The following is a 23,789-nucleotide window of genomic DNA, read 5'->3' as shown; positions in this document are numbered from 1 at the left end:
ATGCCTGTCGTGAAAGCGGATCTCGGGCTCTGTCAGGGCTACGCCAACTGCATCATGGCCGCGGGAGACTATTTCGATCTCGATGACGACGGCGTCGTGATCCTGCTCAGAACAGAGGTCGACGAGGCCGACCGGAAACGGGTCACCGAGGCGGCGAACAGCTGCCCGGTTTCCGCGCTCCGGGTGGAAGACGAATGACGACAGCGATTGTCGGTGCGTCGATCGCGGGGGTACGGGCCGCGCAGGCGCTTCGGGCAGAGGGGTATCGCGGAGACGTTGTGCTCATCGGCTCCGAGCCCGTGCTGCCCTACGACAAGCCGCCGCTGTCGAAGGGATACCTCGTCGGTGCAGGTGCAGCCGAGGTCACGCTCCTCACGGCGGCGGAGGCGCTCGAGCTTAACATCGACCTTCGTCTCGGTGTGCCGGCGGTAGGTCTGGACCGTGCGTTGTCGGAGCTCCGGCTGGCGAATGGACGGCGGGTCGGCTTCGATGACCTCGTGGTGGCGACCGGCGTCCGCGCGCGGCCGTCGCCGTGGGGTGAAGGCGAGGGAATCCATGTGCTGCGGACACTCGACGACGCAGACCGGCTGCGCGCCGAGCTAGTTCCCGATCGCAGGATCATCGTCATCGGAGCGGGCTTCATCGGCGCCGAGGTCGCCGCGACCGCTCTTGGGCTCGGAGTCGATGTCACCCTGGTCTCGGCGACACGCGACCTGATGTCACGCCGGCTCGGTGACGAGATTGGCGCCCTCTTCTCGCAGAAGCACTCCCGGCATGGCGTACATGCGGTTCTCGGACGGACGGTCGCGCAGATCGACGGTGCGAAGGGAGACTTCCGCGTGCTCCTGGATGACGGTTCCGAGCTCCACGGTGATGTCGTCGTCATCGGCATCGGGGCAGTGCCGAACGTCGAATGGCTCGAGGACTCAGGGCTCGAGATCGACGACGGTCTCGTCTGCGACGAATTCCTCACGGCACTCGGCGCCCCGGAAATCCATGCGATCGGCGATGTTGCGCGGTGGCGGCATCCGGTTCGCGGCGATCTCACCCGTCTTGAGCACTGGACGAATGCGGTCGACCAGGCGCGCTGTGTCGCGCACAACATCGCTCATCCCGACGACCGACGCTCATATCTGCCTGTCGAGTATGTCTGGAGTGACCAGTTCAACTGGAAGCTGCACATCGTCGGTCGCACGACGGCAGTCAACCCCGAGATGGTGACGGACCCTCGAACACCCGACCGGATCGCGTCTCTGTACTCTCAGAATGGTCTGTCATTCGACGGGGCAGTGGTACTGAATTGGCCCCGCGCTCTCGTCGAAGTCCGCCGGTCCATCGCAGCGGGATCGTCGCTTTCCGACGTTCGTGTACGACTGGGCCGGCTGCTCGAATCGGCGTCCGGATAGACCTGGACGGGATCGCCTTGCCCTTGATGGCGGCCCTGAGGGCCGGCAGGAATGATACAGTTTCTGTTGTGCAGAGAAATAGAGCAGCCGACGGAGTCGATGCGGCTCCGCAATACCCGATCGAGTCGGTCGACAATGCCCTGAAACTCCTGCTCCTGCTCGGTGAGAAGAACGAACTTCGACTGACGGACGCCAGCAAGCACCTGGGTGTCGCGACCTCAACGGCGCATCGCATCCTCGCGATGCTTCAATGGCGAGGATTCGTGCGGCAAGACCCGCGAACGAAGACATACGGGCCAGGGCCGTCGTTGACCACGATCGCCTTCTCGGTGCTGAGAAAGATGGACATCCCGCAGATCGTGCAACCGATCCTCGAGGAACTCAGCCACCAAGCCGGCGAGACGGTTCACCTCGGCACGCTCGACGGCAACTCCACTCGCTTTCTCGCAGTCTCGGAACCGACGACGGCGGTGCGAGTCGCTTCACGGTTGGGCAAGGAGATGCCGGCCCATTGCACCTCCACGGGAAAGGTTCTCCTGGCGCAGCTCCCGCGAGAACAATTGGACCGTCTCTACCCCGACGAGCAACTCTCACAGGTGACTCCGCAGTCGATCCGTACCAAGACCGAGCTCCTCGCACAACTGGATCTTGTCGCGAAGCAGGGCTATGCAACGAACCGGGAGGAGAGCGAGGAGGGCGTGGCCTCGGTGGCCGTGGCCGTTCCCTCGGCGAGCGGGCTGCGGTTGGCGATCAACGCATCTGCCCCGGTGTTCCGCTTGCCTCCCCGCAAGGTGAAGACCCTCGTCGCACTCCTCGATGAGGCAGCCGTACGTCTGGCCGACCTGACCTCCTGAAGGCTCGTCGTCTCTTTCCCCTGCGACCTGGTGCAGGGGTCGTTCGGCGCGTTCTGAAGAGAGCTCGAGCCATGCTGGACTGTTGGCGCCGCGCATGCTATTGTTTCTTCTAGTTAGGAACAAGTTCTGCTCAGCAGATAAATATGCGAAGAGGATGATCAATGGAGATCGTACTGGTGCACGGCGGATGGGTAGGCGGCTGGGTGTGGGACGGCGTCGCCGACGAATTGCGCAGAATGGGGCACGAGGTGATCGCGCCGACGCTGCGCGGTCTCGAAGACGGTGACGTGGACCGCTCCGGCGTCACGATGAGCATGATGGCGCGCGATCTGATCGATCAGGTAAGAGAGCTCACCCAGCTCGACATCGTGCTCGTCGGTCATAGCGGCGGAGGTCCGCTCATCCAACTCGTCGCTGAGGCGATGCCCGAGCGCATCGGCCGGGTCGTCTTCGTCGACGCCTGGGTGCTGCGCGACGGCGAGACCATTAACGACGTGCTCCCCGATCCGTTGGTCGCAGCGACGAAGGCGCTTGCGAGTCAGTCCGACGACAACACCATCGTCATGCCGCCTGAGCTCTGGGCCGCGTCTATGCAGGACATGTCCCCGTTCGAGCAGCAGCAGCTCGCCGCGCTCGAGCCGAGGCTCGTCCCATCGCCGGCAGGCTGGTCCGATGAGCCGATCCGCCTCGACCGGTTCTGGGCGAGCAGCATCCCGTCAAGTTATGTGTTCCTCGCTCAGGACCAGGCCGTTCCCGCTGAGATCTACCAGGCCGCGGCCGGGCGGCTTGATAGTCCGCGCACGATCGAGATCGACGGAAGCCATTTGGTGATGCTCACGCATCCGGAGAGGCTCGCACGGGCCCTCGACGCCGTCATTGCCTAACAGGACTGGGGAAGCTATGGATTCGATTTCACGCCCAGACGACGTCGCGCCGATCTCGTACACCGAACTGGCGCCGTCGGGTGCGCCTGCTCGGTGGATCGTCCTCGTGCACGGGGGTGGTGCCTCGAACGAGTACTATCTCGAGACGCCCGACGGCCGACAGGGCTGGGCGGCACGATTGGTATCGCTTGGCTACGGTGTGCTGGTGGTGGACTGGCTGGGGTTGTCCTATGAGGCGGCCCAACACGTCGATGATCGTGCGGCGTCTGCGCGGCTGGACTATGAGAGCGTGTGCCGAGGGATGGGCGTGTTCCTCTCTGGTCTCGGCCGGAACGTCGTGCTGGTCGTGCACTCGATGGCAGGTCCGATTGGCTTCCGCCTCCTAGAGACGCATGGCGATCTCATCGACGGGCTCGTAGCCGTCGCTCCGGGCCCGCCTGGAAATATACAGGCGGTGCCCGAGATCGTGAGGGAGTCCGACCAGGAGGTCTCCATCCGTGGAGCGGCCATCGACTGGACCATCCCGAAGATGGGTTTCTGGGAACCCACAAGCGCCTTCGTGAACGACAAGGCCATCGGACCCAGCCGGCGGTTCCCCCGCGAGTGCATCGAGGTGTTCCGCCGCACCCTTCGGCCGATCCCGGCCCGGATGCTTTATCAGCGTCAGAACATCGGTGGGAGCCAAATGAGGATCGGGCCGACCGACGCGTTCACGAACAAGCCGATTCTCGTCTTCACGGGTGGAGCCGATACCGACCACCCCTCGCAGCTGGATCAGGACATCGTGGCCTGGCTCACCGATCAGGGCGCCGCCGTCACCTTCTGGTCGTCCGAACTGCCTCTTCTCGCTGGGAACGGCCACTCGCTGATGGTCGAAGACAATAGCGACGAGATCGCTGACGAGATCGCGCGGTGGATCACGGCGCTCTGACTCGCCACCGTATCGTCCCGGCCATTATTTCAGCCGACCCGACGTCCCCAACAGCGGAGGAGAACGCCAGTCGTTTCCTTCGTGTCACTCGAGGGAACGCTGTGCCAGCTCGTTGCCGACTACGACTTGGTCGATCGGGCCCTTGCTCGAACTCCTCATTTCATACGTCTGGCGATGGACTCAAGGGAGATGTTCGCCGACGGCCGCGTGCAACTCCAGGTCATCGGTGGACAGCTGAGGCGTCTGCCACGACGCATCGAGACGATCGGTTCGCAGCTCGAACGGAACGTTCGGGCTGAGCATAAGGATGTTCCGAGACCTCCAGGAACGCGGATGGATCGGTTCGTTGGTCGGGGAGCTGACGACCACCCTGGTTGGCGTGGCGCTTATCGTCGCTGCGGTGCTACTTTCGGTCTCGGGGGGTGGCCCCCAGCTCGCCCCGACGTCGCACTCCTACCGTTCCTAGGGGCGGGGTGGTCGGCCTCGCGGGCAGGCTCCTCGTGCTGAGGCCGCTGCGCACCTCCTTGATGCGCACCACGCTGATCGCCGGATCCTGGCAAACTATCCCGCGACGCGAATTCGCAGGGGGTGTCGGCGCGACTTTCGATCGACGTACAGTGCCGTCCGTTAACAAACGATCGGTTCGTGCGACCGAACTGTCGAACGCCTGTGCATCGCTGCGGCGAGTTCCTCATGGCGCAGTACCTGGGTTTCGCTTCCGGAAGAAGATTTCACGAACCCCAGCGACACGGTGTTGCGGTGACGTTCGACGAAAGAGAAGAAGGATGGCCCGGCGAATCCCAATCGCGCGAAGTCTCGCCTTCGAAATGACAGAAGCGCTCCTGTGCTCGCGCGTCGGTTACTTCGCACCTTCTAGGTGTGACGTTATCAATTAGGGTGATGACGACCGGTGACGGGTACCGGTACCTGCTGAACTCTGTCGTGTCCGGTGACGGCGACCGCGACGCCTCGTCTGTGTTGACGCGGTATTACGCGGAGGCCGGGACTCCTGGCTCGATGTAGCGCCGAGGGGGTCGCTACTGGTCGGTTCCGACGTTGTGTTCAACCCAGTCGCGCAGATGCTTCAACGGGGCGGCTGCGCTGTGTCCGAGGTCAGTAAGTTCGTACTCCACGCGAGCGGGAACCTCGGGGTAGACGGTGCGAGTGAGCAGGCCGTGGTCTTCGAGACGCTTGAGGGTCTGGGACAGCACCTTGGGGCTGACGCCTTCCAAGCGTCGTTTGAGTTGCCCGTTGCGTTGCGGCCCGTCTTCGAGCGCACCGATGGCCAGGGCGCTCCACTTGTTGGCGAGCAGGTCGAGCATGTCGCGGCACGGACACATGGCCGCGTACACGTCGTTCCGGTCGCACTCATCCACGGTCTGACTCATACGTTCATGGTATCCGATGGGTACTAGGTTGCCTTGACGGTAACCAGTAGGTCTGGGGAACCATAATTGGCATGACGGCTACGACTGCGATCGGATACGAGAAGAACCTCCCCGCCACCGACCCCGAGGCGCTGACCGCCCGCGAGGTCGAGGTGCCCGAACTTGGACCGCATGACTTGTTGGTCGAGGTCGAGGCGGTCTCGGTGAACCCGGTCGATGTGAAACTGCGGGAAGGCGCTCCTGCGAACGGGTTCAAGGTGCTCGGCTTCGACGCCGCCGGTACGGTGCGCGAGGTCGGCTCAGCGGTGACGCTGTTCGCTCCGGGTGACGAGGTGTACTACGCGGGCAGCATCGACCGGCCAGGTACGAACCAGCGCCTGCATGTTGTGGATGAGCGGATTACGGGGCGCAAGCCGCAGGTGCTGTCGTTTGCCGACGCTGCTGCGCTGCCGCTGACGGCGATCACCGCCTGGGAGACCCTGTTCGAGCGGCTCGCCCTTACCGAGGACTCGACCGGCACCCTGCTGGTGATCGGCGCGACCGGCGGAGTCGGATCGATCATGCTGGCACTGGCCGACGCGCTCCTGCCGAACGTCACCGTGATCGCCACCGCCTCCGACGATGAACGCTCCGCCTGGGTGCGCAACCTGGGCGCGGAGCATGTGGTGAACCACCGCGACGACCTGGCTGAGCAGGTGCTCGCCGTCGCGCAGGATGGCGTGGACTGGCTGTTCACCGCGCATTCCGCGGGGCAGATCGAAACCTATGCGCGGATCGTTCGAGCGTTCGGGCATATTGTCGCCATTGACGACGGTCCGCGCGACGTGTTCCCGCTCAAGGGCAAGAGCATCGCTTGGCACTGGGAACTGATGTTCACCCGCCCGCTCAGGCAGACCCCGGACATGATTGAACAGCACCAGCTCCTGAACACTGTCGCTGACCTTGTAGATCAGGGCCGCATCCGCACCACGGCCACAACGACACTCGCGCCGATCTCACCGACCACACTCCGCGAGGCGCACGAGTTGGTCGAGAACGGCCGCACAGTCGGCAAGGTCACCGTCCACAGATGGGAGTAGACTGAAACCGCGCGCACGCGCATGTTCACAGGCGAGTGCGTTTGCAGAACCTCGGCTGGCCCGAAGCTGAGAGCAAATCCTGCCAACACCGGGGCGAGTGCCAGCAGCAGGACTCCGCCGATGAGGCCGCCGAATCCGGAGGCCAGCAGGGATATCGTCAAGGCTTGACCGGCTTTTCCCTTAAGCGCCATTGGGTAGCCGTCCAGCAGGGTCGCTGCTGAGGATGGTGTACCGGGGATACGCAGCAGAATCGCCGGAATGGAGCCGGCATACACAGCACCTGAGTAGATCCCCAAGAGGAAGCACACCCCGGGAAGCGGATCCAGCGCAAAGGTGAAAGGCAGGAGGACTGCGATGGTCATCGTTGCCGTGAGACCAGGGATGGCTCCTACCGCAATGCCGCCGACCACCCCTACGAGCATGAACAGCAAGGGCTGCCATGATAGGACTGCTTCGAGTCCAATCAGCAGATCGTTCATGAGATCAGCCTTTCCAGGAATCCACGGGGGAGAGATACTCCGAAAACGTTGTAGAACATCAGGAACAGCACCGTGCTGAATCCCACGGGTATGACCACGAGTAGTGGGATTTTTCGGATACCCATGAGTAGGAGGGCCAGTGCCAGGAACAACACGGTGGATGTGATGTAGCCGAGACTGTCCATCACCGACACATAGACGAGGAGTAAGGCCACGGCTCCGATTGGTTGGGTCCCCGGAAAGTAGTCCAGTGACTATGCGAGTACTCGTGTCCGACAATGGACACAGGAGGAATCACAGAAACAATGGCACGCAGACACACACCAGACCAGGTCATCGCTAAAGTCCGTCAAGGACAAAAGATGCTCAACGACGGACACCCGATGATCGAGGTCATCAAGGAACTTCAGATCACCGAAGCTACTTGGTACCGCTGGATCAACCAGTACGGGTCCGAGAAAAACGCTGAAGCCAGCAAACGTACCAAGGAGCTAGAGAAGGAAAACGCGCGCCTCAAGAAGCTGCTCGCTGATCAGATGCTCGCCAACGACATCCTTACTGAGGTTGCCAAGGGAAAATTCTAAGCCCCGAACCACGCCGCCGTGCTGTACGGATGGCGATGGAAAAATTCGGGGCGTCCGAACGCTTCGCTTGCCACGTTCTGGGCCAGAACCGCTCGGCACTACGTAAGAAAAAAACACCGATGAGCTTTGACGAAGCGCAGCTACGAGCCGACTTGAGGGCTGTCGCGTCTAAGCATCCAACGTGGGGGTGGCGCAAAGCCCGCTGGCACTTGCTGGCCACCGAACGATGGAATGACACTGTCTTGAACAGCAAGCGCATCCGACGATTATGGCGAGAAGAAGGCTTGGTCTGTAAGCCCAAGCGTCGAAAGAAGCGGCGCACCGGCCCAGACGCTGGGGAACAGAAGCGGTTGACCGCCGAGTACCCGATGCATGTACTGAGCTTTGATTTCCAGTCGGATGTCACTTCTTGTGGCCGTCATATCCGGTTCTTCAATGTCATTGATGAGTACACGCGGACCGCTTTGGCGATCATTCCCCGCAGGTCTTTTAAAGCTGCTGATGTGGTGGCTGTTTTGGAGGACATCATTGCTGAAACTGGGATCCAGCCAACGTTTGTGCGGTGTGATAACGGGCCTGAGTTCACTGCTGACGCGCTGGTGGATTGGTGCAACACTGTGGGGGTGTCCACTGCGTTTATCGATCCGGGCTCACCTTGGCAGAACGGTTTTATCGAGTCGTTCAATGCGCAGTTCCGGCGTGAACAGCTTTCCGGGGAAATTATGGACACTATGGTGGAAGCGAAGTATTTGGCTGATGAATGGAAAGACATTTACAATCATGAGCGTCCCCATGGGTCTTTGGATGGGTTGACGCCGTCCCGGTTTTGGGATGAGTGGGTTAGAGAGAATCAGTTAGCTATCGCATAGCTGCTGGACTGCTTAAAGGGACCCAACCAAGATGTTCTGGAGAGTAGAATAAGCTTATGGAAAAAAGAGACCTAGGAGGCGCGCCAACCTTTGGATCACTCCCGCAGTATCCTTTGGAGTCCGTGGACAACGCTCTCAAAGTTGTGTACCTACTAGGCAACCACGATGAAGTGCGTCTATCTGAGGTAGCCGAATTGTTAGGTGTAGCGTCATCAACCGCGCATCGCCTCCTAGCTGCATTGCAGTACAGGGGTTTTTCTATACAGAACCCTCTGAATAAGACCTATAAGCCCGGTCCTGCTCTTTCTCAAATCTCGTATTCGATACTTCAACGTTTCGATGTTCGTACCGAGGTCCGTCCGCTATTGATACAGATTCAGCGGGAGTTCAGAGAGACCGTTCATCTCGCGGTACGCGAGGGAACAAACGTTCGCTATATTGATGGATTGGAAAGCCCTCAAACTGTTCGTGTTGTGAGTCGTGTTGGACAATTATTGCCAGCAAACTGCAGTTCATCAGGAAAAGCATTGCTTGCGGAGCTGGATATATCAGAGTTGCATGGGTTATTTCGAAGTGCATCCCTGGAGACTGTAAACGAGCGATCAATCAGTACTCTTAAAGAGTTGGAAACTGAACTTGAGGTGATCCGCAAATGTGGATATGGATTAAGTTTGGAAGAGAGCGAAGATGGTGTTACTTCGGTGGCAACTGTGCTGCCGCAAGCATCTAATCCAATGCACTTAGCGGTGAGCTTATCGTTCCCATCGGGGCGAATCAGCAAACAAGATATTGAGAAGATGGGGCGTAAACTTCATGCCATGGTTGCTAGCGCTCTAGTCAAATAACCATTCAGACGAAAGAGCACATTAGATCTAAAGGCGATAGTTCATAAAGATCAATATTTTAATCAATTCGGCTCACGGTGGAAGTCGTGACGAACTTGCAAATGAGTGAATTATCTGGGGATGAAAACGTTTTGTAGCTGATGCGGAAGACGGACTGCAGGAGCTGGGATAAAAGCTACTCTGTTGGATCCTCCGGAGCAAATTAAGAATCTACATATTCGACCCGCTTTTTTGCTATTTTAAATTCATCCCCCGGGGTTGCTCAAGGATTTTTATCGAGCTTTCCTCCGCCCTGTTTCGAAACGTTCTTTCGGCGGGTGAAAAATATTCCATAAATCTGGATTATTTTCGGCACGATAAAATAAACAGATAATGGAACAATTACGATTGTCAGCAAAAAAGCGCTGAGAATTGGGGGCCAGTTTTTGCTCCATGGAGCAACTGCATAGAGTCCCAGAGAGACCATGGGGAAGATCGCGAGCCATGTGGCCACGACGCGTACGTGCGCAGAGGGAGGGGGAACAGTCTGCCTATCTTCTCGTTTTGTAACCATGAACTCAGACTCACTCCTTGTAGCACTTAAAGCTATCGAAGCCTGAGAACGACATATAGCCGTATCTTGGGCCTCGATAACTATATATTTCAAGGGTAATCTAAGTTTCGTTTGGCACGAATTGGCTCACTCGCCGGTATCGCTATTGTGAAGCAAGCTTAATATCACTTGTGGAGCTTAATACACCGCCAAGTCGTGATACTTCATGGCGCCACGCTATGGAATTGTTAAACTCTGAACCCAAATCAGGTAATTCATTGAAATCTTCTTCGGAAAGATCAACTAACACGCCTCCAGCCGAAACTACTTGCAACGAAAGCTCTGCAATCGTATTCACACTGATAGCCTGTAGTACCGCTTGCTCGACTGAGGAAGCGGCGCTAGTAAGGCCATGGCCCCGTAGCAACACTACCGGTCGTTGCTGCATTGCTTGAACCATTTCTGCGGCTAGCTCTTGATTTCTTACTAGAACTGCGCGCGGATACACGGGAACACCTGCTGCAGCAAGTTTGCAGCCCGGCATGTCATAGGCTCCGATGATCGGGCGAATTGGAATTCCAGCTAAGTCACAAGCAACGACCTTCGGAGGATGCGCGTGGACTACTGCGTTTACTCCATGGTTTGTGCGCAGGACCTCGGTGTGCAAGGGAAGTTCGTTAGGTACACTCCATCCGTCAAGTTCACCCGGAGCACCGGGGCTGCCATCAAAGTGAACCAGACGAATATCGCTGGGCTCTGAGTAGCCTAAACCCCGCTCGTTGGATCCTCGGCAGCGTACTAAGATGTGTTCGTCCGATACGCGAAGGCTAATGTGCCCTAATAGCCCATCCGCTAACCCGCGGCTAGCCAACACTCGACAGGCATCCGAAATTAATTGTCTTTCTTCAGCATAAGGATAAGTAGTCATCCTTTAACCCCCATTCCCCCGTCTGAATGGATCACATCGCCCGAAATTCCGCGAGACCTATCGGAAGCGAGAAATACGTAACTCCAGGCATGGTCTTCTCCGGACAAGGCAACTTGAAGTGGGACCCGCGCTGCTATGTCGGCTTCACGATTTGGAGTATTACCCAAGCTGCGGTCTCTAAGCCCGAGCGAATCTGCTCCGCGGAGATCCGTGCCGATTGTTCCGCCAGGAGCCACACTATTCACTCGGATCTCTGGGGCGAGTTCGTGTGCGAGTGCGGTAACGAGCCCACGCACTGCAAATTTGCTGGAAACATACATGATGCCCCCACGGCCAGCATAATACGCTGAGGTGGATTCGGTTAGGATCACCGAACCGCCGGACATACGAAGGGCAGGCAACGCGGCCTTTACTGAATGTATGTGACTTTTCACATTGACACTATAAATTTCGTTAAAACTCGAATCAATCTGATCCGGATTGAGTTCGCCGATGCCCTGATAGAAATCAAATATTCCGACACAATTTACGAGCGTGTCTAATCCTCCGAAGGCTTTTAGGGTAGCATCAACTGCCTTTTGGTTCGATTCTCGGGTGGAAGCATCACCTAATATGACCGGGATATCAGGTAGCTGGTCTTTCAGTAACGCGACTTTGCTGGTATCGCGTTCCAGTGCGGCAACTTGAGCTCCTTCTGCTAGAAATGCATCGAGCACAGCTCGTCCTATACCCGAACCAGCACCGACGATCAGTGCTCGTTTTCCTTCTAACCATCTTTTCTTTAGCATCGTATTCCTTAACACTCCTAAGTGTTCAACATAGTATCAATTTCGATCGGGAGAACGGCGGTAATCTTGAAGTTTTTCTATGATTTGACGTATTTGAATGGGCCCCTAGAACAGACGGGCCCATCTCTTCCCACTCCCAATGAGCCGGAGAACGACTCATTGGGAGTGAGATACGCGACGGGTCAGCTGTTCAGTGATGTCTTCTTTGCTAGCGAAGTTGACGTACATAATGGGTCATGCAGGCGTGTCGTGGCCTTGCCGCCGAAGAACATTTGTCTAAAAGGAGACTGTCTTTTTAAGCTAGAGAGAAGTTGGTAGAACGAACGCTAGCCAGGTAAAGGCCGGGGCTGTAATGACCATGGCCGTTCCCCAAACCAACATGAATTTGAGCATTTTGGGTCGTTCCGTCTCGGGGGTGTTGGAAAGAGTTAGGGCGCCTACAGAGGAAAAAGGCATGGCGTCAACTACTGTCGCAGAGACAGCAAGCGCAACGATGACCCATGTTGGATCGATGTCGCCTTGTACGATAAACGGAACCGCCAAAGGAACCAATACTCCGATCAAACCAGCGGAGGAACCGAAAGCACTTGTAACAGCACCAACTAGGCAAAGTAAGTAGGCCGTTAGAAGAGGGGCGTTGAGTCCTGCGATACCTGAACCCACCCAGTCGATGGTACCGAAACGCTGCATTGCAGCCACGAGTGTCATAATGCCAGTGATCAAAAGGACGACAGACCATACGATCTTCTTATCAGCGCCCTTGAATCGATTTACAAAGATGCTGTGCAATGTTGCTGCTGCGATCAACGAGGTAAAGCCTAGATCTTGCTTGAATCCGAGGGCAACGATGACCACGCCGGCAATGGCGAGGATGGTAAAAACTTGGTCCATCCGAATTCGTTTAGGAAGATTATCGGCTAATTCCCCTGTCCTGTCCGGCACGGAGATGGGAGTTCGCACTGCAGGAGCACTAGCGCCAGCGCCAACCATGACACTTGAGCGCGCTAAAGACCTGGTCCCAGCCGACATGCGAACCTCGGCACGCGTTTCGGCTCCTTCACGGAGCAGTGTTAGGCCACCGAAAATAATGTAAATCACGACGGCGAGGGCAAGATTGTAACCGTAGTTTCCCAGGAATAGTGCCATACCAGAAATGACGATGTCATTTTGCTCGGCTGCCGCTTGTGCCACGACGGCCAAGCCATTCAATGGGGAAAAATTACCCGCGCAAGAGCCATGCATCACTACTAGGGCAGCCAATTTGCGATTGATTCTGTATTTTTCCGCTAATTTAAGACACGGCGGTGCAAGCATAGCGATACCCGCTGGACCCAATGCCCCCGCGAGCGTGGGGATTGAGGAAAATACGAATAAGAGCCAGGGGATTAGCGCACGTCGATCACCGATGCGGTCGGCGGCACGATCGACGATCCATTCTAGTGTCCCGTTTGTAGCTGCGAGTCCAAATAAGTAGGTAACCCCTACAAGCAGTACGAAAACGTCCCCGGGGAATCCCGTTAAAAGTTCCTTGGAAGACTCCCCCATGAATCCAACGCCGAGGACGAACGCCCCAATGAGCGCGTAGATCCCAATGTTGACTGGACGCAGTGTTCCAAGAATGAATACCAGCGCTAAGACGATTACGCCCAGTACGTGGATTGACATTGAGTTTTCTCCTTTCCAACGGTGATCTGAGCATAACCCAACTACGAGTGGTGATTTTCTGTAATGCAGAAGATTATTCTGCATCACAGATTGTGATGTCAACCATATTTCTTGCGGTGCATCGCCGCTTGTCGCCTGACACGCCGTCTGGGAAGATTTCTGCCTCGAAGGGAAGGGGGCGTTCCTTTTGGTGTTTCAAATCACTAACCGGGTAGCGCCGAGACTGAAATTGGGTTAGCATTCTGTACATCAGAATCAGTTTCTTTCTAGAAGAAGGCTTGCGTGATGGTTGATCCAACAGTGTTCAGTGATGTTCGTAGCGGTATGCTCCCGGCGCACATCTATAACGATGCCGATGTATTCGAGGCGGAGAAAAAGAACCTCTTTAGCCGCGCTTGGATATTTGTTGGCCATGAATCAGAGATTCCTCAGCCAGGTGATTACGTTCTGCGCAAGGTCATTGATGATTCATTCATCCTTGTACGCGATGAAAAGGGTGAAATCCACGCCCACTTCAACATGTGTCTCCATCGTGGTATGCAAGTGTGCCGCGCCGAGATGGGCAACGCATCGCATTTCCGATGCCCCTACCATGGCTGGTCCTACCGAAATGACGGCCGTATTGTTGGCCTCCCTTTCCATAAAGAGGCATACGGAGGAGAAGAAGGATTCAGCAAAAAGGGCGCCCGATTGCTCCCAGCACCAAACTTGGATACCTACAACGGTCTGATCTTCATCTCAATGGATCCGGACGCGCCGACCCTCGACGAGTTTCTTGGAGATTTCAAATTCTTCCTTGATTTCTACACCAAGCAGTCAAGTGAGGGTCTAGAAGTTCGCGGTCCGCAGCGGTGGCGTGTCAATGCCAACTGGAAGATTGGGGCAGAAAACTTTGCTGGGGACATGTACCACACTCCTCAGACCCACACTTCCGTCGTCGAGATCGGGTTATTCCGTGAACCTAAGGCTGAAAAACGTAAGGATGGGAACACTTACTGGGCTGGAAACGGGGGTGGAACCACTTATAAATTGCCCGAAGGCAGCCTAGAAGAACGCCTTCGCTATGTGGGCTACCCTGACGTGATGATTGACCGTATGAAAGAAACTTGGTCCCAGGCACAGCTTGATGTCGTTGGAAAGAATGGCTTTATGATTTCCGCGGCCTCTGTCTTCCCAAATATGTCACTGGTTCATAACTGGCCCAAGGTTGAAGACGGCGAGGAAGTTCTCCCGTTTATCTCATTGCGAACCTGGGTACCAATTTCAGAAAACGAGACCGAAGTCTACTCGTGGTTTGCTGTTGATGCCGCTGCTCCGGACGAGTTCAAAGAGCTTTCCTATAAAGCCTACCTAATGTGCTTTGGTTCGACCGGTATGTTCGAGCAAGATGATGTCGAGAACTGGGTTTCGCTGACCAATACAGCTAAGGGATCGATGGCACGGCGTCTGCTACTGAATGGTCGGATGGGCTTGTTGAAAAACGGCCAGAATGTCGTGCCTGCTCTAACCAACGAGCAGTGGTCTGCCCCGGGGGAAGCTTTCGTGGGTTATGGCGAGTATAACCAGCGACATCTGCTTGAACGTTGGGCTGACATGGTTGAAAATGACGAACCGGTCGCAACACGCCCAATATCACTAGGAGGTGTTGAAGGTATGGACTGCAGCACGAACGGAACATGCACTTCTTCAGAAACTGCAGCAAAGGCGGATGCATAAATATGAGTGTCGAACAAGGTGCACTTATTTCTCAGCAGTCTCCACTAGTACGTGATTCAACTAAGGCTCGCAAAATCGGCCCGTCATTAAAATTCGACGATCCACGGCACATGGACCTTTGGCATTGGTTGGTAGAAGAGGCTTACACCCTTGATGACCAGCGCTACGAAGACTGGCTGGAAACTATTGCCGATGATGTTCACTACATCATGCCCGTGCGTGTTACTACGGCTCTTGGGGCAGGCTACACAACCAGTCCGGGCATGGCCCATTGGGACGAAAATAAATATTCGCTTTCTCGGCGTGTGGCGCGCTTCCTGACAGAGCACGCTTGGACGGAAGACCCACCATCACGCCTGCGGCACTACATCACCAACGTTCGTACTTTCGAGACGGATGTCGAGGATGAATTGATCGTCGAATCTGCGGTGTTGCTTTTCCGCAGCAGAGGGGACACGAATCCTGCGGCATACATCTCTGCAATGCGTGAGGATGTACTGCGCAAGACCGACGAAGGGTACAAGCTTGCCCGTCGGGTGATCATGGTCGATGAATCAGTACTTCGCACGCAGAACTTGGCGATCTTCCTATGACTAGTCTTGAGTGGGAAGGCGAAGATATCGACCGAGCCGCGGCCCGCCGCGCACTTGAAGAGTTGATCACTCTCCGAGAACGCAAAATCGGTGAGTCACTAACGATCGCCAATGAATTTAGCGAAATCCGAGTTTCCCACGTCGAGACTCGTAACGGTGCTCGTCTGCTAATCGAATCCCCCAAGTCTGGACAGTGGATTGCCCTCGATCCAATGGAACTGGAAGCACTAACTTGGCAGACCACGCAGACTTTCAGCGAAATGATCGCTCGGCCCTACGAACCGATGTATCCCGACACTCCAGAGTCAACAGAATGGAGAATCTAAAATGGCAATTGTAAAAGCGGACCTAAAAGCATGCCAAGGCTATGCCAACTGTATGGTCGGTACTGAAGACTACTTCGACCTGGATGATGACGGACTTGTTGTGATCCTTAAGGAAACCGTCGATGCGGCGGACCGCAAACGGATCGTTGATGCCGCGCGAAGCTGTCCAGTATCTGCACTGACCGTTGTGGACGAGTGATCATGAGCAAAGTAGTCATAGTCGGTGCTTCTGTCGGTGGCGTCAAGGCGGGCCAAGCACTACGGAATGAGGGCTTTGATGGTCAACTTATATATGTTGAAGCGGAGAAGTTAGAACGTCCCTACGATAAACCACCACTCTCAAAGGCGCATTTATCCACAGACCAGGGCGTCGAAGCGATTCCGCTGCTGGATGAGGATTCGTTTCGGGACTTACGAGCTGAATGGCGTTTTGGCGTTGCTGCATCAGGTGTCGAGATTGATACAAAGAAACTTCTTTTAGAAGACGGTTCAGCCGTCTCATACGATACCTTGGTCATCGCCACCGGGGCCCGTGCTCGCAGATCTCCATGGGGTGAAGACGCTAACATACACGTACTACGTACTGCGGATGATGCCACGCGATTGCGGAAGGACTTAATTCCCGGGAGTCATTTGGTGGTAATTGGAGGCGGCTTCATAGGCGCAGAGACTGCTTCTACAGCCAAAAAAGCCGGTTTGCGTGTAAGCATTGTCGATCCACTACCAGCACCGATGTCACGTGTACTTAATGAGGAGGTCGGCAAGATTTTCTTTGACAAGCACGCGTCGGAGGGGATCGAAATGTTCTTTGAGTGCGGTGTAGACAGCATTGAAGGCATCGGCCGGGATGATATGAAGAAATCCGTCGTATTATCCGATGGAACGGTATTGGAAGCGGACGCAATTCTGGTAGGTATTGGCGCCCAAGTTAACACTGAGTGGCTTGAAGGATCGGCCTTACACCTCGACAACGGAATCGTGTGTGATAAATCGTTGCGCGCACTTTCCGCGGAAGACATCTATGTTTTAGGCGATGTTTGCCGATACCAATCTGCAGAAAACGAAACCACACGGCTGGAGCACTGGACCAGTGCCGCAGAACAAGCCCTCGTAGTTGCTCACAATATCGTAAACCCGCGGGAACCTAAGGAATACATTCCTAAGGAATATGTATGGAGTGATCAATTCGACTGGAAGATCCAAGTTGTCGGTAATACCGGTGCTGAGAAGTTTCAACTCGTCGGAGAAATCACCGCAGATAAGTTTGCGGTCATCTATTCTGCGGATGGAAGTTCGGTCAGTGGAGCTGTAATCGTTAACTGGCCGCGCGCTTTGGTACGTGCTCGGCAAGCAGTCTATAGTGCAACCTCAATGGCCGAATTGGTTGATTCATTAGGAGTTATCTCCTCTGCTAAGTAATCGGTGTCATTGCTGATGCAAGCCGTTGCCGTTCCTCTCTTTATGGGACGGCAACGTCGTTTTTAAAAGGAGCCCATCTTCAAGTGAGCCAGGGAAGATTGCCGAAAATCGTCTCATCGTGAGTCAGCCTCTTAGGAACCGAAAAATGTCAAGCTGTGTGGAGTCACTAAGCTGCCTGCAACGCAACACCCGCCTCTTCTGACGGCAGATTACTCCCCACGACCCCTGCAGGCGCAGGCGTCACCGGACGGTAATGAAAACGTGCCGGATGCAACCGATAATAATCCTCCAATGCCTGCTGCCGCACCTGCCAAACATGCTCCCAAGGGTCAGTGGTGGGTCGTGGTTGACTCACTTACAGCCTGACCGAGAGGGGCTGAGAAGAAATAAGCAGAATCTTTAAAAATTAAGGCGTGTCGTAAACCTCTTAATAACAGCGCTATCCAATATTGTGGTCATATGAGTTCACCACGGCGCCCCAAGGGGTCAATGAAAGATCCCATCCCATTGGGATGGCGTGTCGAGCGCGAAAACAGGGATAAGTTCACCGAACTAGCTGCAAAAGCTGGTATCTCGGGCGCAGCCCTATTCGACATGATGGTCGAAACTCTTGAACTTGACGAACGAGGTCTCCCTAACTGGGTGCTTCGTGAAGATGCGGAAGGCCACCTGCCTATCGACAAGCCTTAAACAGAAAAGCCCGCGCAAAGCGCGGGACTGAAATTCTGAATCCGATCTGAACACTTTGCCGAGTACAGCAGATCGGGATTTACCACGAAGCTTCCGGTTACCAAGCCGGACGCTCCCCTTCCTTTACCCTCCAAAGAGAAAAGGACTTATGTGTCTATAGTAGCGTCTTCGCGCGCCCAATCAAGCACCAGCACCAAAGAAACGCCGCAAAACACCGCGATCCACACCACAAAACCACGCTGGTGCACCCGCCCCACCGACGGTCGCATAGCCGCAATCCTCGCCCATACAGCCCAGGGGCACCGCCCTTTCACTAAGGCACAAACCCCCCAAAACTTCAGCGTCAAGGGCAAAACACAGTTCAACGCGGCCAAAGAAGCCCTCGCCACCAAACACGCCCACACCCCCGCCCCGGTACATATCCGGCGTGTCTCACGTGCCCAGGAAACCTCCGACCGAGCCATTGCCTGGGCAATCCCCCACGGCAGCAAGAAAATCGACCACACCGCCCAAGCCTGGCGTGCCGCCCGATCCCTGGACGAACTGCTATGCCGCCGCGCGGACTGCAAACGAAACATCCTGGCCGTGCTCTGGGTCCTCCTCCGCTACACCGAGCACGACAGCATGACCGTGCGCATCACCTGGGATACCGTGGCCACCAAAGCACGCGTATCCCGCGCCACCGTAGGCAACGCGCTGCGCTTCCTACGCACTCACGGAATCCTCGGCATCGTCGCCTCCGGCCGCAGCGCCGAATACGCGGCCAAAGCTGGCCAGCAAGCACAGAATGAAGCCCCGGTATACGTCGTGTGCCGCCCCATCGGGCTAGGCCTGCGCCCCCAAGACGCCGAAGATACCACCACCCGCCCAACCCAGCAAACCCCCAACCGCGCGGCCTGTGGAAATAACTTAGAACCCCTCCCCGTAGGGGGGTTAACCACTTACGAAGTAAGTTCCTACACGCGCACGCGCGAAGAAAACACTCAAAATGAGCCGCTGCGCGGCACTGAAAAACTTTTTGGGCACGGCTCCGCCGTGCGAACTCGCCAAGCTGGTCATCGCCCAGTTGAGCTGTGGCCAGCTCACAGAACGATCGGCTCTAGAGGACAGGGGCTATCGGCTGCCGCTGAAATCTTACGTCGGATGCCAGATTTTGCCCGTTTTTCCAAGAAAAATATCCTGAACATCGCCAAGCCATTCTTCGATGCCGGATGGACAATCTCAGATTTCCAGCACGCCTTGGAATGGCGAACCACACCAGGCCTGCACGGCAAGGAATCCTGGGGAGCACTCCCCCAGCACAACCATGACACTCAGTCCTACATCGACTACTGCCGCATCCTGCGCGCAGCAATCCTGCACCGGCTCAACCAGTGGCGTACCGCCACCGGCGAAATCATGCTCAGCCGATCCCAGCGCGCGGCCGCAGCCAGCAACCAGGCACGCGCAGCAGCACGAGCCGCAGCCGAACGCCACGCCCAGCAGGCCGCGCAGCGCCCACAACTGCGCACCACCGCTTCCCGAGGTGCGGCGGCCGCGCGAGCCGCCCTAGCGGCTGCACGCCGAGCCGGATCATGTTCCTAGCCTCCTGCCCACATGGGCACGAAAAAAGCCCTCCCGCTCCGCTGCTTTTTTCGCACACATGGTGGACAGCAGGAACCAATCGACCGACCGCACACAGCCCAAAAGTTGCGGTACCTGAGTTCTCTCACCTGATGCGATCTTGGGTTGTGCACGGATCTCTGACCAGGCACCACTCACCAAAAAACAGCGAAGCCCAAACTGTCGGACTATACACCTAGACTTGCCGTATGCCCGAAGGAGAAGCAATGACACCCTACGCAGCAGACGAAGCCGCGCTAAAAATGCGCGAGCAGCGCCCCCTCTTTTTCGCAGCGCCGCTTATTCCCGTCCTGATGATCCTCGGCGTGATCATCTCAGGATCGCTCACAGTACTTTTCGGAATCGCACTAGCAGCACTGACCTTGGCTGTAGCCAGCTTGATGCGCATCATCTGGCAAACAGCACACTTCCAGGACTACAAAAACACCACCGAGAACCGATCGCTCACAATCCTGGCGTACAGCGCAGTTCCTATAGTGCTGATTGCGCTCGTACTCAACATCTTCATCTAAACAGCTCACACAAAAGGGCCGGCCACATAGCCGGCCTTTTTCTGTATCTAGGCGATATCTCGAATAGACCAGGACTCAGTGCGTGGATGCTCCACCAGCTCCCAGGTCAAAATATCCGACCTCGGATTAGCCCCTAACCTCACCTGTACCAGCCATACGGCATAGTCAATTCTGTCTGCAGCGCCCTTCCTGACCTTGAAGGTCAGATCTTCCCACCAGTTGACCCGCTCAAAATGGCGTGTCGGCTCAACTACGACTTGCCAGACACGGCCGCCGCGACGAATCTTCCACGGCGTACCGGCCGGCGTGAAAAGGACATCAACAAGATCAGAGGACATAACCAGCTGAGACTATCAGTGGGCACCGACAAGACCGGGGCCGGCCGTGGCCGGCCTACTCCACTAGTGCCACGCCCCTGATGCTCCATCATTGCCGGAACGGTACTCCGCGCAAGGGCTAAAGCCCCGGCTCCCCCGAAAATTTTTTGGCTGCGTCGCAAGCTCCTGGCAAAAATTTTTCTCCACCGCCGCCCTACGGGTTGACGCTGCATACCTTCACCGGCACTGCTCCGCTTATCAGGAACGAGCCACCAACCCGCGCCAACATTCAGCAACTAACGCAACTTTTCAGCATAAAAAGAATAATCACAACTAGCGAAAATACAAGCAAATTAGCGGTATCTGAGTTGTATTTAATGAATAAACGCGATAAACTGAAATAGTCAACACAGCAACAAAAGTGGAATAACCAACCGCGCAACACAAGGAGCACAAATGAGCTGCCGATACGAAACGATAGAACTCAGTGATCTCGGGCTGGACTTGGAGCACATCTGCGAAAGCCACATCGCTGATGCAATCTACGCACTCGCAGACACCCACCACCTGCCGATCAAGCTACTCACCAGAGCGGCAGTTGTGGACGTGGCCCAGCTGACCTACTACGGAATCCGCAAGGAGCATCGCGCGGATCTCTTGGAAGAAACGATGATTGAGCTAGATCAACGCGACATCGTGGATGCCCAAGAAGATGCAGGCCGGATCATCGAGATCATGCAGAACATCGCCACCGAGAAGCGATACGCCCTAGCTGTGATGTCCAGGGACGTTGTTCTGGCCCCCGCCCGTAATGACACCGTGCCGATTCAAGAAGTATCTGTCCAGACCGCTTGCCATTGAAGGCATGTTAGAGTTTGGGGCATGTCGAGTCCCGAATCAGACAGGTCAGGGGTTGTCGGTCACACCGCCAGCCCCTTGAACCACTAGTTACGACGCCCACGATCTGTGTGGGCGTATGTCTGGCGTACCCGGGGCGCTGGCCGTGGTGACAAGAAGAACCATTTCTTGATCTCACACCTCGGAGTACTCGATGCCTTTTGCCCTCTACATGCTTGCCCTGGCGGTCTTCGTCATGGGCACTTCAGAATTCATGCTCGCGGGATTGCTCCCCGCGATCGCGACCGAACTTGACGTCTCGGTCGGCACTGCGGGCCTGCTGACCTCCGCATTCGCAGTCGGTATGGTCGTCGGCGCGCCAGTGATGGCGGCATTCGCTCGCCGTTGGCCACCGCGGCTCACATTGATCGTTTGCCTTCTCGTGTTCGCGGGAAGCCACGTCATCGGAGCGATGACACCAGTGTTCTCTCTCCTGCTCATCACCCGGGTGCTCAGCGCTCTCGCAAACGCAGGATTCCTCGCCGTAGCACTGAGCACGGCCACTACCCTCGTGCCAGCGAACCAGAAGGGGCGTGCACTGTCGATCCTGCTCTCCGGCACGACGATCGCAACCGTCGTGGGCGTCCCCGCCGGGGCACTGCTCGGCACAGCGCTGGGCTGGCGAACGACGTTCTGGGCGATCGCCATCCTCTGTATTCCCGCGGCCGTTGGAGTCATTCGTGGCGTCACGAACAATGTTGGTCGGAGCGAGACTAGCGCGACCTCACCAAGGCTCCGTGTCGAGCTCAGCCAGTTGGCGACGCCGCGGCTCATCCTGGCCATGGCACTCGGAGCGCTGATCAACGGAGGGACCTTTGCGGCATTCACCTTCCTGGCACCCATCGTGACCGAGACCGCGGGCTTGGCCGAAGCGTGGGTGTCCGTCGCGCTGGTGATGTTCGGCATCGGATCGTTCCTTGGCGTCACGATCGCAGGACGACTATCAGATCAACGACCTGGCCTCGTGCTCGCAGTCGGCGGACCGCTATTGCTGACAGGCTGGATCGTGTTGGCAGTGGTCGCATCTCATCCCGTTGCGCTTATCGTCCTCGTCCTCGTTCAGGGATTCCTGTCGTTCGGCGTCGGCAGTACTCTGATCACGCGTGTGCTGTATGCAGCATCGGGTGCGCCAACGATGGGCGGTTCGTACGCAACCGCAGCATTGAATATCGGAGCTGCAGCGGGGCCCGTGCTTGGTGCGCTCGGGCTCGCGACCGGGCTGGGGCTGCTCGCGCCGGTTTGGGTCGCTTCGGTGCTGACAGCGATCGCTCTCGTCATCATGCTTCTCACCAGACGCGCGCTTACGAAGACCGCGGCGGAGGCCAATTGATGACCCATCCGAACGCTCTTCTCACTCCTCGTGCCCGTCTCCGGTTAGCCCGGCTGATTGTCGAAGACGGCTATCCGGCCACGATCGCCGCAAAGATGTTCATGGTCTCCCCGATCACTGCCCGGAAATGGGCAGGCCGCTACCGGGAAGAGGGTGAGTTTGGGATGCAGGATCGCTCCAGCAAGCCGCACCGGATCCCAGGCAGGACGCCCGAGCATGTCAAGAAGAAGATCATCAACCTGCGCTGGCGGCTTCGACTGGGGCCAGCCCAGATCGCTGCGCGACTTGGTCTCTCGACGTCGACTGTTCACGCGGTCCTCGTCCGTTGCCGCGTGAACCGCCTCTCGCATATCGATCGTGTCACTGGCGAGCCATTGCGGCGATATGAGCATCCTCATCCGGGATCGTTGATTCATGTCGATGTCACGAAGTTCGGCAACATCCCCGACGGCGGTGGACATCGTTACGTAGGTCGGCAGCAAGGCGCACGGAACAAGCTCGCGACTCCGGGATTACCACGAGGAAAAGATCACAAGCCGCGCACCGGGACGGCGTTCGTTCACACAGTCATCGACGACCACTCCCGCGTCGCATACGCAGAAATCTGGTCGGATGAGCAGGCGAGCACAGCGGTGGGAGTTCTCGAACGCGCCGTGGCCTGGTTCGCCGAACGAGGCGTGACCGTCGAGCGAGTCCTATCCGACAACGGGTCGGCATACAGATCCCACGCATGGAGGGACTTCTGCGCTCGGCTCGGCATCCGACACAAGCGGACACGCCCCTACCGGCCGCAGACGAACGGGAAGATCGAGCGATTCCACCGCACGCTCGGGGACGGCTGGGCCTATGCCAGGTTTTACGGTTCAGAGGCCGAACGACGCCTGGCGCTGCCCGGCTGGCTCCACTTCTACAACCACCACCGACACCACTCTGCGATTGGCGGCGTACCCTTCGACCGACTCAACAACGTCCCTGGACATCACACCTAGCTGAAGACTAGGCACCTGAACCCCGGCCAAACGGCCGGGGTTTTCTGCACCAAAAAACACTGAATAATTTGTATTTAATGAATAACTGCGCTAAACTGGAATAGTCAACACAGCAACACAAGCGGAATAACCACCCGCACAACAC

General features: G+C 56.8%; 26 protein-coding genes and 1 pseudogene. 20 read left to right on the top strand and 7 right to left on the bottom strand.

Translation table 11 applies throughout. The features are described 5' to 3' along the window. The 5 genes from F0M17_RS17160 to F0M17_RS17140 all read left to right on the top strand — a co-directional run bounded on the left by F0M17_RS17160 (position 1) and on the right by F0M17_RS17140 (position 4,075). Positions 1 to 198, top strand: a complete 198-nt coding sequence (locus tag F0M17_RS17160) for a ferredoxin (RefSeq protein ID WP_005054951.1) — start codon at positions 1 to 3, stop codon at positions 196 to 198. Next, positions 195 to 1,406 (top strand): NAD(P)/FAD-dependent oxidoreductase, encoded by a 1,212-nt coding sequence (locus tag F0M17_RS17155; RefSeq protein ID WP_005054949.1) that lies wholly within the window; start codon positions 195 to 197, stop codon positions 1,404 to 1,406. The genes F0M17_RS17160 and F0M17_RS17155 overlap by 4 nt, the downstream gene beginning before the upstream one ends. Before the next feature lie 26 nt (positions 1,407 to 1,432). Beyond that, positions 1,433 to 2,260, top strand: coding sequence for an IclR family transcriptional regulator (locus F0M17_RS17150; RefSeq protein WP_060958823.1), 828 nt, complete (start codon positions 1,433 to 1,435; stop codon positions 2,258 to 2,260). 161 nt (positions 2,261 to 2,421) lie between these two features. Beyond that, positions 2,422 to 3,144 carry an alpha/beta fold hydrolase gene (locus F0M17_RS17145; protein WP_149597807.1) on the top strand — a complete coding sequence of 241 codons (723 nt, stop codon included), beginning with the start codon at positions 2,422 to 2,424 and terminating at the stop codon, positions 3,142 to 3,144. Between the two features lie 16 nt (positions 3,145 to 3,160). Beyond that, complete coding sequence (locus F0M17_RS17140) at positions 3,161 to 4,075, top strand: alpha/beta fold hydrolase (RefSeq protein ID WP_149597806.1); 915 nt, start codon at positions 3,161 to 3,163, stop codon at positions 4,073 to 4,075. 1,037 nt (positions 4,076 to 5,112) lie between these two features. On the opposite strand, the gene F0M17_RS17135 is transcribed toward F0M17_RS17140, so the two are convergent. Further along, the gene (locus F0M17_RS17135; RefSeq protein WP_024476679.1) at positions 5,113 to 5,463 is read right to left on the bottom strand and encodes a helix-turn-helix domain-containing protein; all 351 of its coding nucleotides are present in this window, start codon (positions 5,461 to 5,463) and stop codon (positions 5,113 to 5,115) included. Between the two features lie 71 nt (positions 5,464 to 5,534). On the opposite strand from F0M17_RS17135, the gene F0M17_RS17130 reads away from it, so the two are divergent. Continuing rightward, entirely contained in the window at positions 5,535 to 6,542 is a 1,008-nt protein-coding gene (locus tag F0M17_RS17130) for a zinc-binding alcohol dehydrogenase family protein (protein WP_024476678.1), read from the top strand. 56 nt (positions 6,543 to 6,598) lie between these two features. Here the strand turns inward: F0M17_RS17130 and F0M17_RS17125 are convergent. Together F0M17_RS17125 and F0M17_RS17120 are read right to left on the bottom strand one after the other, a co-directional pair. Further along, positions 6,599 to 6,964, bottom strand: a pseudogene (locus F0M17_RS17125) (tripartite tricarboxylate transporter permease); the annotation flags it as partial. A 53-nt stretch (positions 6,965 to 7,017) separates the two neighbouring features. Beyond that, positions 7,018 to 7,236, bottom strand: coding sequence for a tripartite tricarboxylate transporter TctB family protein (locus F0M17_RS17120; RefSeq protein ID WP_149597805.1), 219 nt, complete (start codon positions 7,234 to 7,236; stop codon positions 7,018 to 7,020). 90 nt (positions 7,237 to 7,326) lie between these two features. Between F0M17_RS17120 and F0M17_RS17115 the strand changes: the two genes are divergently transcribed. Both F0M17_RS17115 and F0M17_RS17110 read left to right on the top strand, forming a co-directional pair. Further along, a protein-coding gene (locus tag F0M17_RS17115; RefSeq protein WP_149597804.1) for an IS3-like element ISAar3 family transposase occupies positions 7,327 to 8,474 on the top strand; the annotation gives its coding sequence in 2 pieces (ribosomal slippage) (positions 7,327 to 7,600 and positions 7,600 to 8,474; 1,149 coding nt in all). A 56-nt stretch (positions 8,475 to 8,530) separates the two neighbouring features. Then, complete coding sequence (locus F0M17_RS17110) at positions 8,531 to 9,319, top strand: IclR family transcriptional regulator (RefSeq protein WP_149597803.1); 789 nt, start codon at positions 8,531 to 8,533, stop codon at positions 9,317 to 9,319. Between the two features lie 695 nt (positions 9,320 to 10,014). Here F0M17_RS17110 and F0M17_RS17100 read toward each other — a convergent pair. From F0M17_RS17100 to F0M17_RS17090, 3 genes are all read right to left on the bottom strand, one after another. Beyond that, positions 10,015 to 10,779, bottom strand: coding sequence for a class II aldolase/adducin family protein (locus F0M17_RS17100; RefSeq protein WP_149597802.1), 765 nt, complete (start codon positions 10,777 to 10,779; stop codon positions 10,015 to 10,017). Then, complete coding sequence (gene hcaB / locus F0M17_RS17095; RefSeq protein WP_149597801.1) at positions 10,776 to 11,567, bottom strand: 3-(cis-5,6-dihydroxycyclohexa-1,3-dien-1-yl)propanoate dehydrogenase; 792 nt, start codon at positions 11,565 to 11,567, stop codon at positions 10,776 to 10,778. The genes F0M17_RS17100 and hcaB overlap by 4 nt, the downstream gene beginning before the upstream one ends. A 300-nt stretch (positions 11,568 to 11,867) precedes the next feature. After that, positions 11,868 to 13,232, bottom strand: coding sequence for an SLC13 family permease (locus F0M17_RS17090; protein ID WP_149597800.1), 1,365 nt, complete (start codon positions 13,230 to 13,232; stop codon positions 11,868 to 11,870). Between the two features lie 285 nt (positions 13,233 to 13,517). On the opposite strand from F0M17_RS17090, the gene F0M17_RS17085 reads away from it, so the two are divergent. The 8 genes from F0M17_RS17085 (at position 13,518) to F0M17_RS17050 (ending at position 20,111) form a co-directional block, all read left to right on the top strand. Further along, positions 13,518 to 14,948 (top strand): Rieske 2Fe-2S domain-containing protein, encoded by a 1,431-nt coding sequence (locus F0M17_RS17085; RefSeq protein WP_149597831.1) that lies wholly within the window; start codon positions 13,518 to 13,520, stop codon positions 14,946 to 14,948. Positions 14,949 to 14,950: 2 nt separating this feature from the next. After that, positions 14,951 to 15,541, top strand: coding sequence for a 3-phenylpropionate/cinnamic acid dioxygenase subunit beta (locus F0M17_RS17080; protein ID WP_149597799.1), 591 nt, complete (start codon positions 14,951 to 14,953; stop codon positions 15,539 to 15,541). After that, complete coding sequence (locus tag F0M17_RS17075; protein ID WP_149597798.1) at positions 15,538 to 15,867, top strand: hypothetical protein; 330 nt, start codon at positions 15,538 to 15,540, stop codon at positions 15,865 to 15,867. Before F0M17_RS17080 ends, F0M17_RS17075 begins: the two co-directional genes overlap by 4 nt. A gap of 1 nt (position 15,868) precedes the next feature. Beyond that, complete coding sequence (locus F0M17_RS17070) at positions 15,869 to 16,066, top strand: ferredoxin (RefSeq protein WP_149597797.1); 198 nt, start codon at positions 15,869 to 15,871, stop codon at positions 16,064 to 16,066. A 2-nt stretch (positions 16,067 to 16,068) separates the two neighbouring features. After that, positions 16,069 to 17,286, top strand: coding sequence for an NAD(P)/FAD-dependent oxidoreductase (locus F0M17_RS17065; protein ID WP_149597796.1), 1,218 nt, complete (start codon positions 16,069 to 16,071; stop codon positions 17,284 to 17,286). Between the two features lie 489 nt (positions 17,287 to 17,775). Next, positions 17,776 to 17,976, top strand: a complete 201-nt coding sequence (locus F0M17_RS17060) for a hypothetical protein (RefSeq protein WP_149597795.1) — start codon at positions 17,776 to 17,778, stop codon at positions 17,974 to 17,976. A gap of 150 nt (positions 17,977 to 18,126) precedes the next feature. After that, a complete protein-coding gene (locus tag F0M17_RS17055) occupies positions 18,127 to 19,560 on the top strand; it encodes a hypothetical protein (protein ID WP_149597794.1) in 1,434 nt (477 codons plus the stop codon). Between the two features lie 245 nt (positions 19,561 to 19,805). After that, on the top strand, positions 19,806 to 20,111 hold the full coding sequence (locus F0M17_RS17050; protein WP_149597793.1) for a hypothetical protein: 306 nt from the start codon (positions 19,806 to 19,808) through the stop codon (positions 20,109 to 20,111). A 47-nt stretch (positions 20,112 to 20,158) separates the two neighbouring features. On the opposite strand, the gene F0M17_RS17045 is transcribed toward F0M17_RS17050, so the two are convergent. Beyond that, on the bottom strand, positions 20,159 to 20,449 hold the full coding sequence (locus tag F0M17_RS17045; RefSeq protein ID WP_149597792.1) for a hypothetical protein: 291 nt from the start codon (positions 20,447 to 20,449) through the stop codon (positions 20,159 to 20,161). Between the two features lie 435 nt (positions 20,450 to 20,884). Here F0M17_RS17045 and F0M17_RS17625 point away from each other — a divergent pair, with 435 nt between their 5' ends. From F0M17_RS17625 to F0M17_RS17025, 4 genes are all read left to right on the top strand, one after another. After that, entirely contained in the window at positions 20,885 to 21,289 is a 405-nt protein-coding gene (locus tag F0M17_RS17625; RefSeq protein WP_210416729.1) for a hypothetical protein, read from the top strand. A gap of 115 nt (positions 21,290 to 21,404) precedes the next feature. Beyond that, positions 21,405 to 21,458, top strand: a complete 54-nt coding sequence (locus F0M17_RS17880) for a chloramphenicol resistance leader peptide (protein ID WP_011113070.1) — start codon at positions 21,405 to 21,407, stop codon at positions 21,456 to 21,458. 21 nt (positions 21,459 to 21,479) lie between these two features. Next, entirely contained in the window at positions 21,480 to 22,655 is a 1,176-nt protein-coding gene (gene cmx, locus F0M17_RS17030) for a chloramphenicol efflux MFS transporter Cmx (RefSeq protein ID WP_005297378.1), read from the top strand. Beyond that, positions 22,655 to 23,644, top strand: a complete 990-nt coding sequence (locus F0M17_RS17025) for an IS481-like element IS5564 family transposase (RefSeq protein ID WP_011113072.1) — start codon at positions 22,655 to 22,657, stop codon at positions 23,642 to 23,644. Before cmx ends, F0M17_RS17025 begins: the two co-directional genes overlap by 1 nt. Positions 23,645 to 23,789: the final 145 nt, after the last annotated feature.

Source organism: Glutamicibacter sp. ZJUTW (assembly GCF_008370855.1).
Taxonomy (GTDB): domain Bacteria; phylum Actinomycetota; class Actinomycetes; order Actinomycetales; family Micrococcaceae; genus Glutamicibacter; species Glutamicibacter nicotianae.
The sequence above is the reverse complement of the archived record's forward strand: the minus strand, read 5'-3'. Positions and strand labels throughout refer to the sequence as shown.

Bases quoted from the DNA above. Each gene is read 5' to 3' on its own strand.
- F0M17_RS17160 (WP_005054951.1), top strand. From the start codon at position 1: ATGCCTGTCGTGAAAGCGGATCTCGGGCTCTGTCAGGGCTACGCCAAC.
- F0M17_RS17155 (WP_005054949.1), top strand. From the start codon at position 195: ATGACGACAGCGATTGTCGGTGCGTCGATCGCGGGGGTACGGGCCGCG.
- F0M17_RS17150 (WP_060958823.1), top strand. From the start codon at position 1,433: ATGGCGGCCCTGAGGGCCGGCAGGAATGATACAGTTTCTGTTGTGCAG.
- F0M17_RS17145 (WP_149597807.1), top strand. From the start codon at position 2,422: ATGGAGATCGTACTGGTGCACGGCGGATGGGTAGGCGGCTGGGTGTGG.
- F0M17_RS17140 (WP_149597806.1), top strand. From the start codon at position 3,161: ATGGATTCGATTTCACGCCCAGACGACGTCGCGCCGATCTCGTACACC.
- F0M17_RS17135 (WP_024476679.1), bottom strand. From the start codon at position 5,463: ATGAGTCAGACCGTGGATGAGTGCGACCGGAACGACGTGTACGCGGCC.
- F0M17_RS17130 (WP_024476678.1), top strand. From the start codon at position 5,535: ATGACGGCTACGACTGCGATCGGATACGAGAAGAACCTCCCCGCCACC.
- F0M17_RS17110 (WP_149597803.1), top strand. From the start codon at position 8,531: ATGGAAAAAAGAGACCTAGGAGGCGCGCCAACCTTTGGATCACTCCCG.
- F0M17_RS17100 (WP_149597802.1), bottom strand. From the start codon at position 10,779: ATGACTACTTATCCTTATGCTGAAGAAAGACAATTAATTTCGGATGCC.
- hcaB (WP_149597801.1), bottom strand. From the start codon at position 11,567: ATGCTAAAGAAAAGATGGTTAGAAGGAAAACGAGCACTGATCGTCGGT.
- F0M17_RS17090 (WP_149597800.1), bottom strand. From the start codon at position 13,232: ATGTCAATCCACGTACTGGGCGTAATCGTCTTAGCGCTGGTATTCATT.
- F0M17_RS17085 (WP_149597831.1), top strand. From the start codon at position 13,518: ATGGTTGATCCAACAGTGTTCAGTGATGTTCGTAGCGGTATGCTCCCG.
- F0M17_RS17080 (WP_149597799.1), top strand. From the start codon at position 14,951: ATGAGTGTCGAACAAGGTGCACTTATTTCTCAGCAGTCTCCACTAGTA.
- F0M17_RS17075 (WP_149597798.1), top strand. From the start codon at position 15,538: ATGACTAGTCTTGAGTGGGAAGGCGAAGATATCGACCGAGCCGCGGCC.
- F0M17_RS17070 (WP_149597797.1), top strand. From the start codon at position 15,869: ATGGCAATTGTAAAAGCGGACCTAAAAGCATGCCAAGGCTATGCCAAC.
- F0M17_RS17065 (WP_149597796.1), top strand. From the start codon at position 16,069: ATGAGCAAAGTAGTCATAGTCGGTGCTTCTGTCGGTGGCGTCAAGGCG.
- F0M17_RS17060 (WP_149597795.1), top strand. From the start codon at position 17,776: ATGAAAGATCCCATCCCATTGGGATGGCGTGTCGAGCGCGAAAACAGG.
- F0M17_RS17050 (WP_149597793.1), top strand. From the start codon at position 19,806: ATGACACCCTACGCAGCAGACGAAGCCGCGCTAAAAATGCGCGAGCAG.
- F0M17_RS17045 (WP_149597792.1), bottom strand. From the start codon at position 20,449: ATGTCCTCTGATCTTGTTGATGTCCTTTTCACGCCGGCCGGTACGCCG.
- F0M17_RS17625 (WP_210416729.1), top strand. From the start codon at position 20,885: ATGAGCTGCCGATACGAAACGATAGAACTCAGTGATCTCGGGCTGGAC.
- cmx (WP_005297378.1), top strand. From the start codon at position 21,480: ATGCCTTTTGCCCTCTACATGCTTGCCCTGGCGGTCTTCGTCATGGGC.
- F0M17_RS17025 (WP_011113072.1), top strand. From the start codon at position 22,655: ATGACCCATCCGAACGCTCTTCTCACTCCTCGTGCCCGTCTCCGGTTA.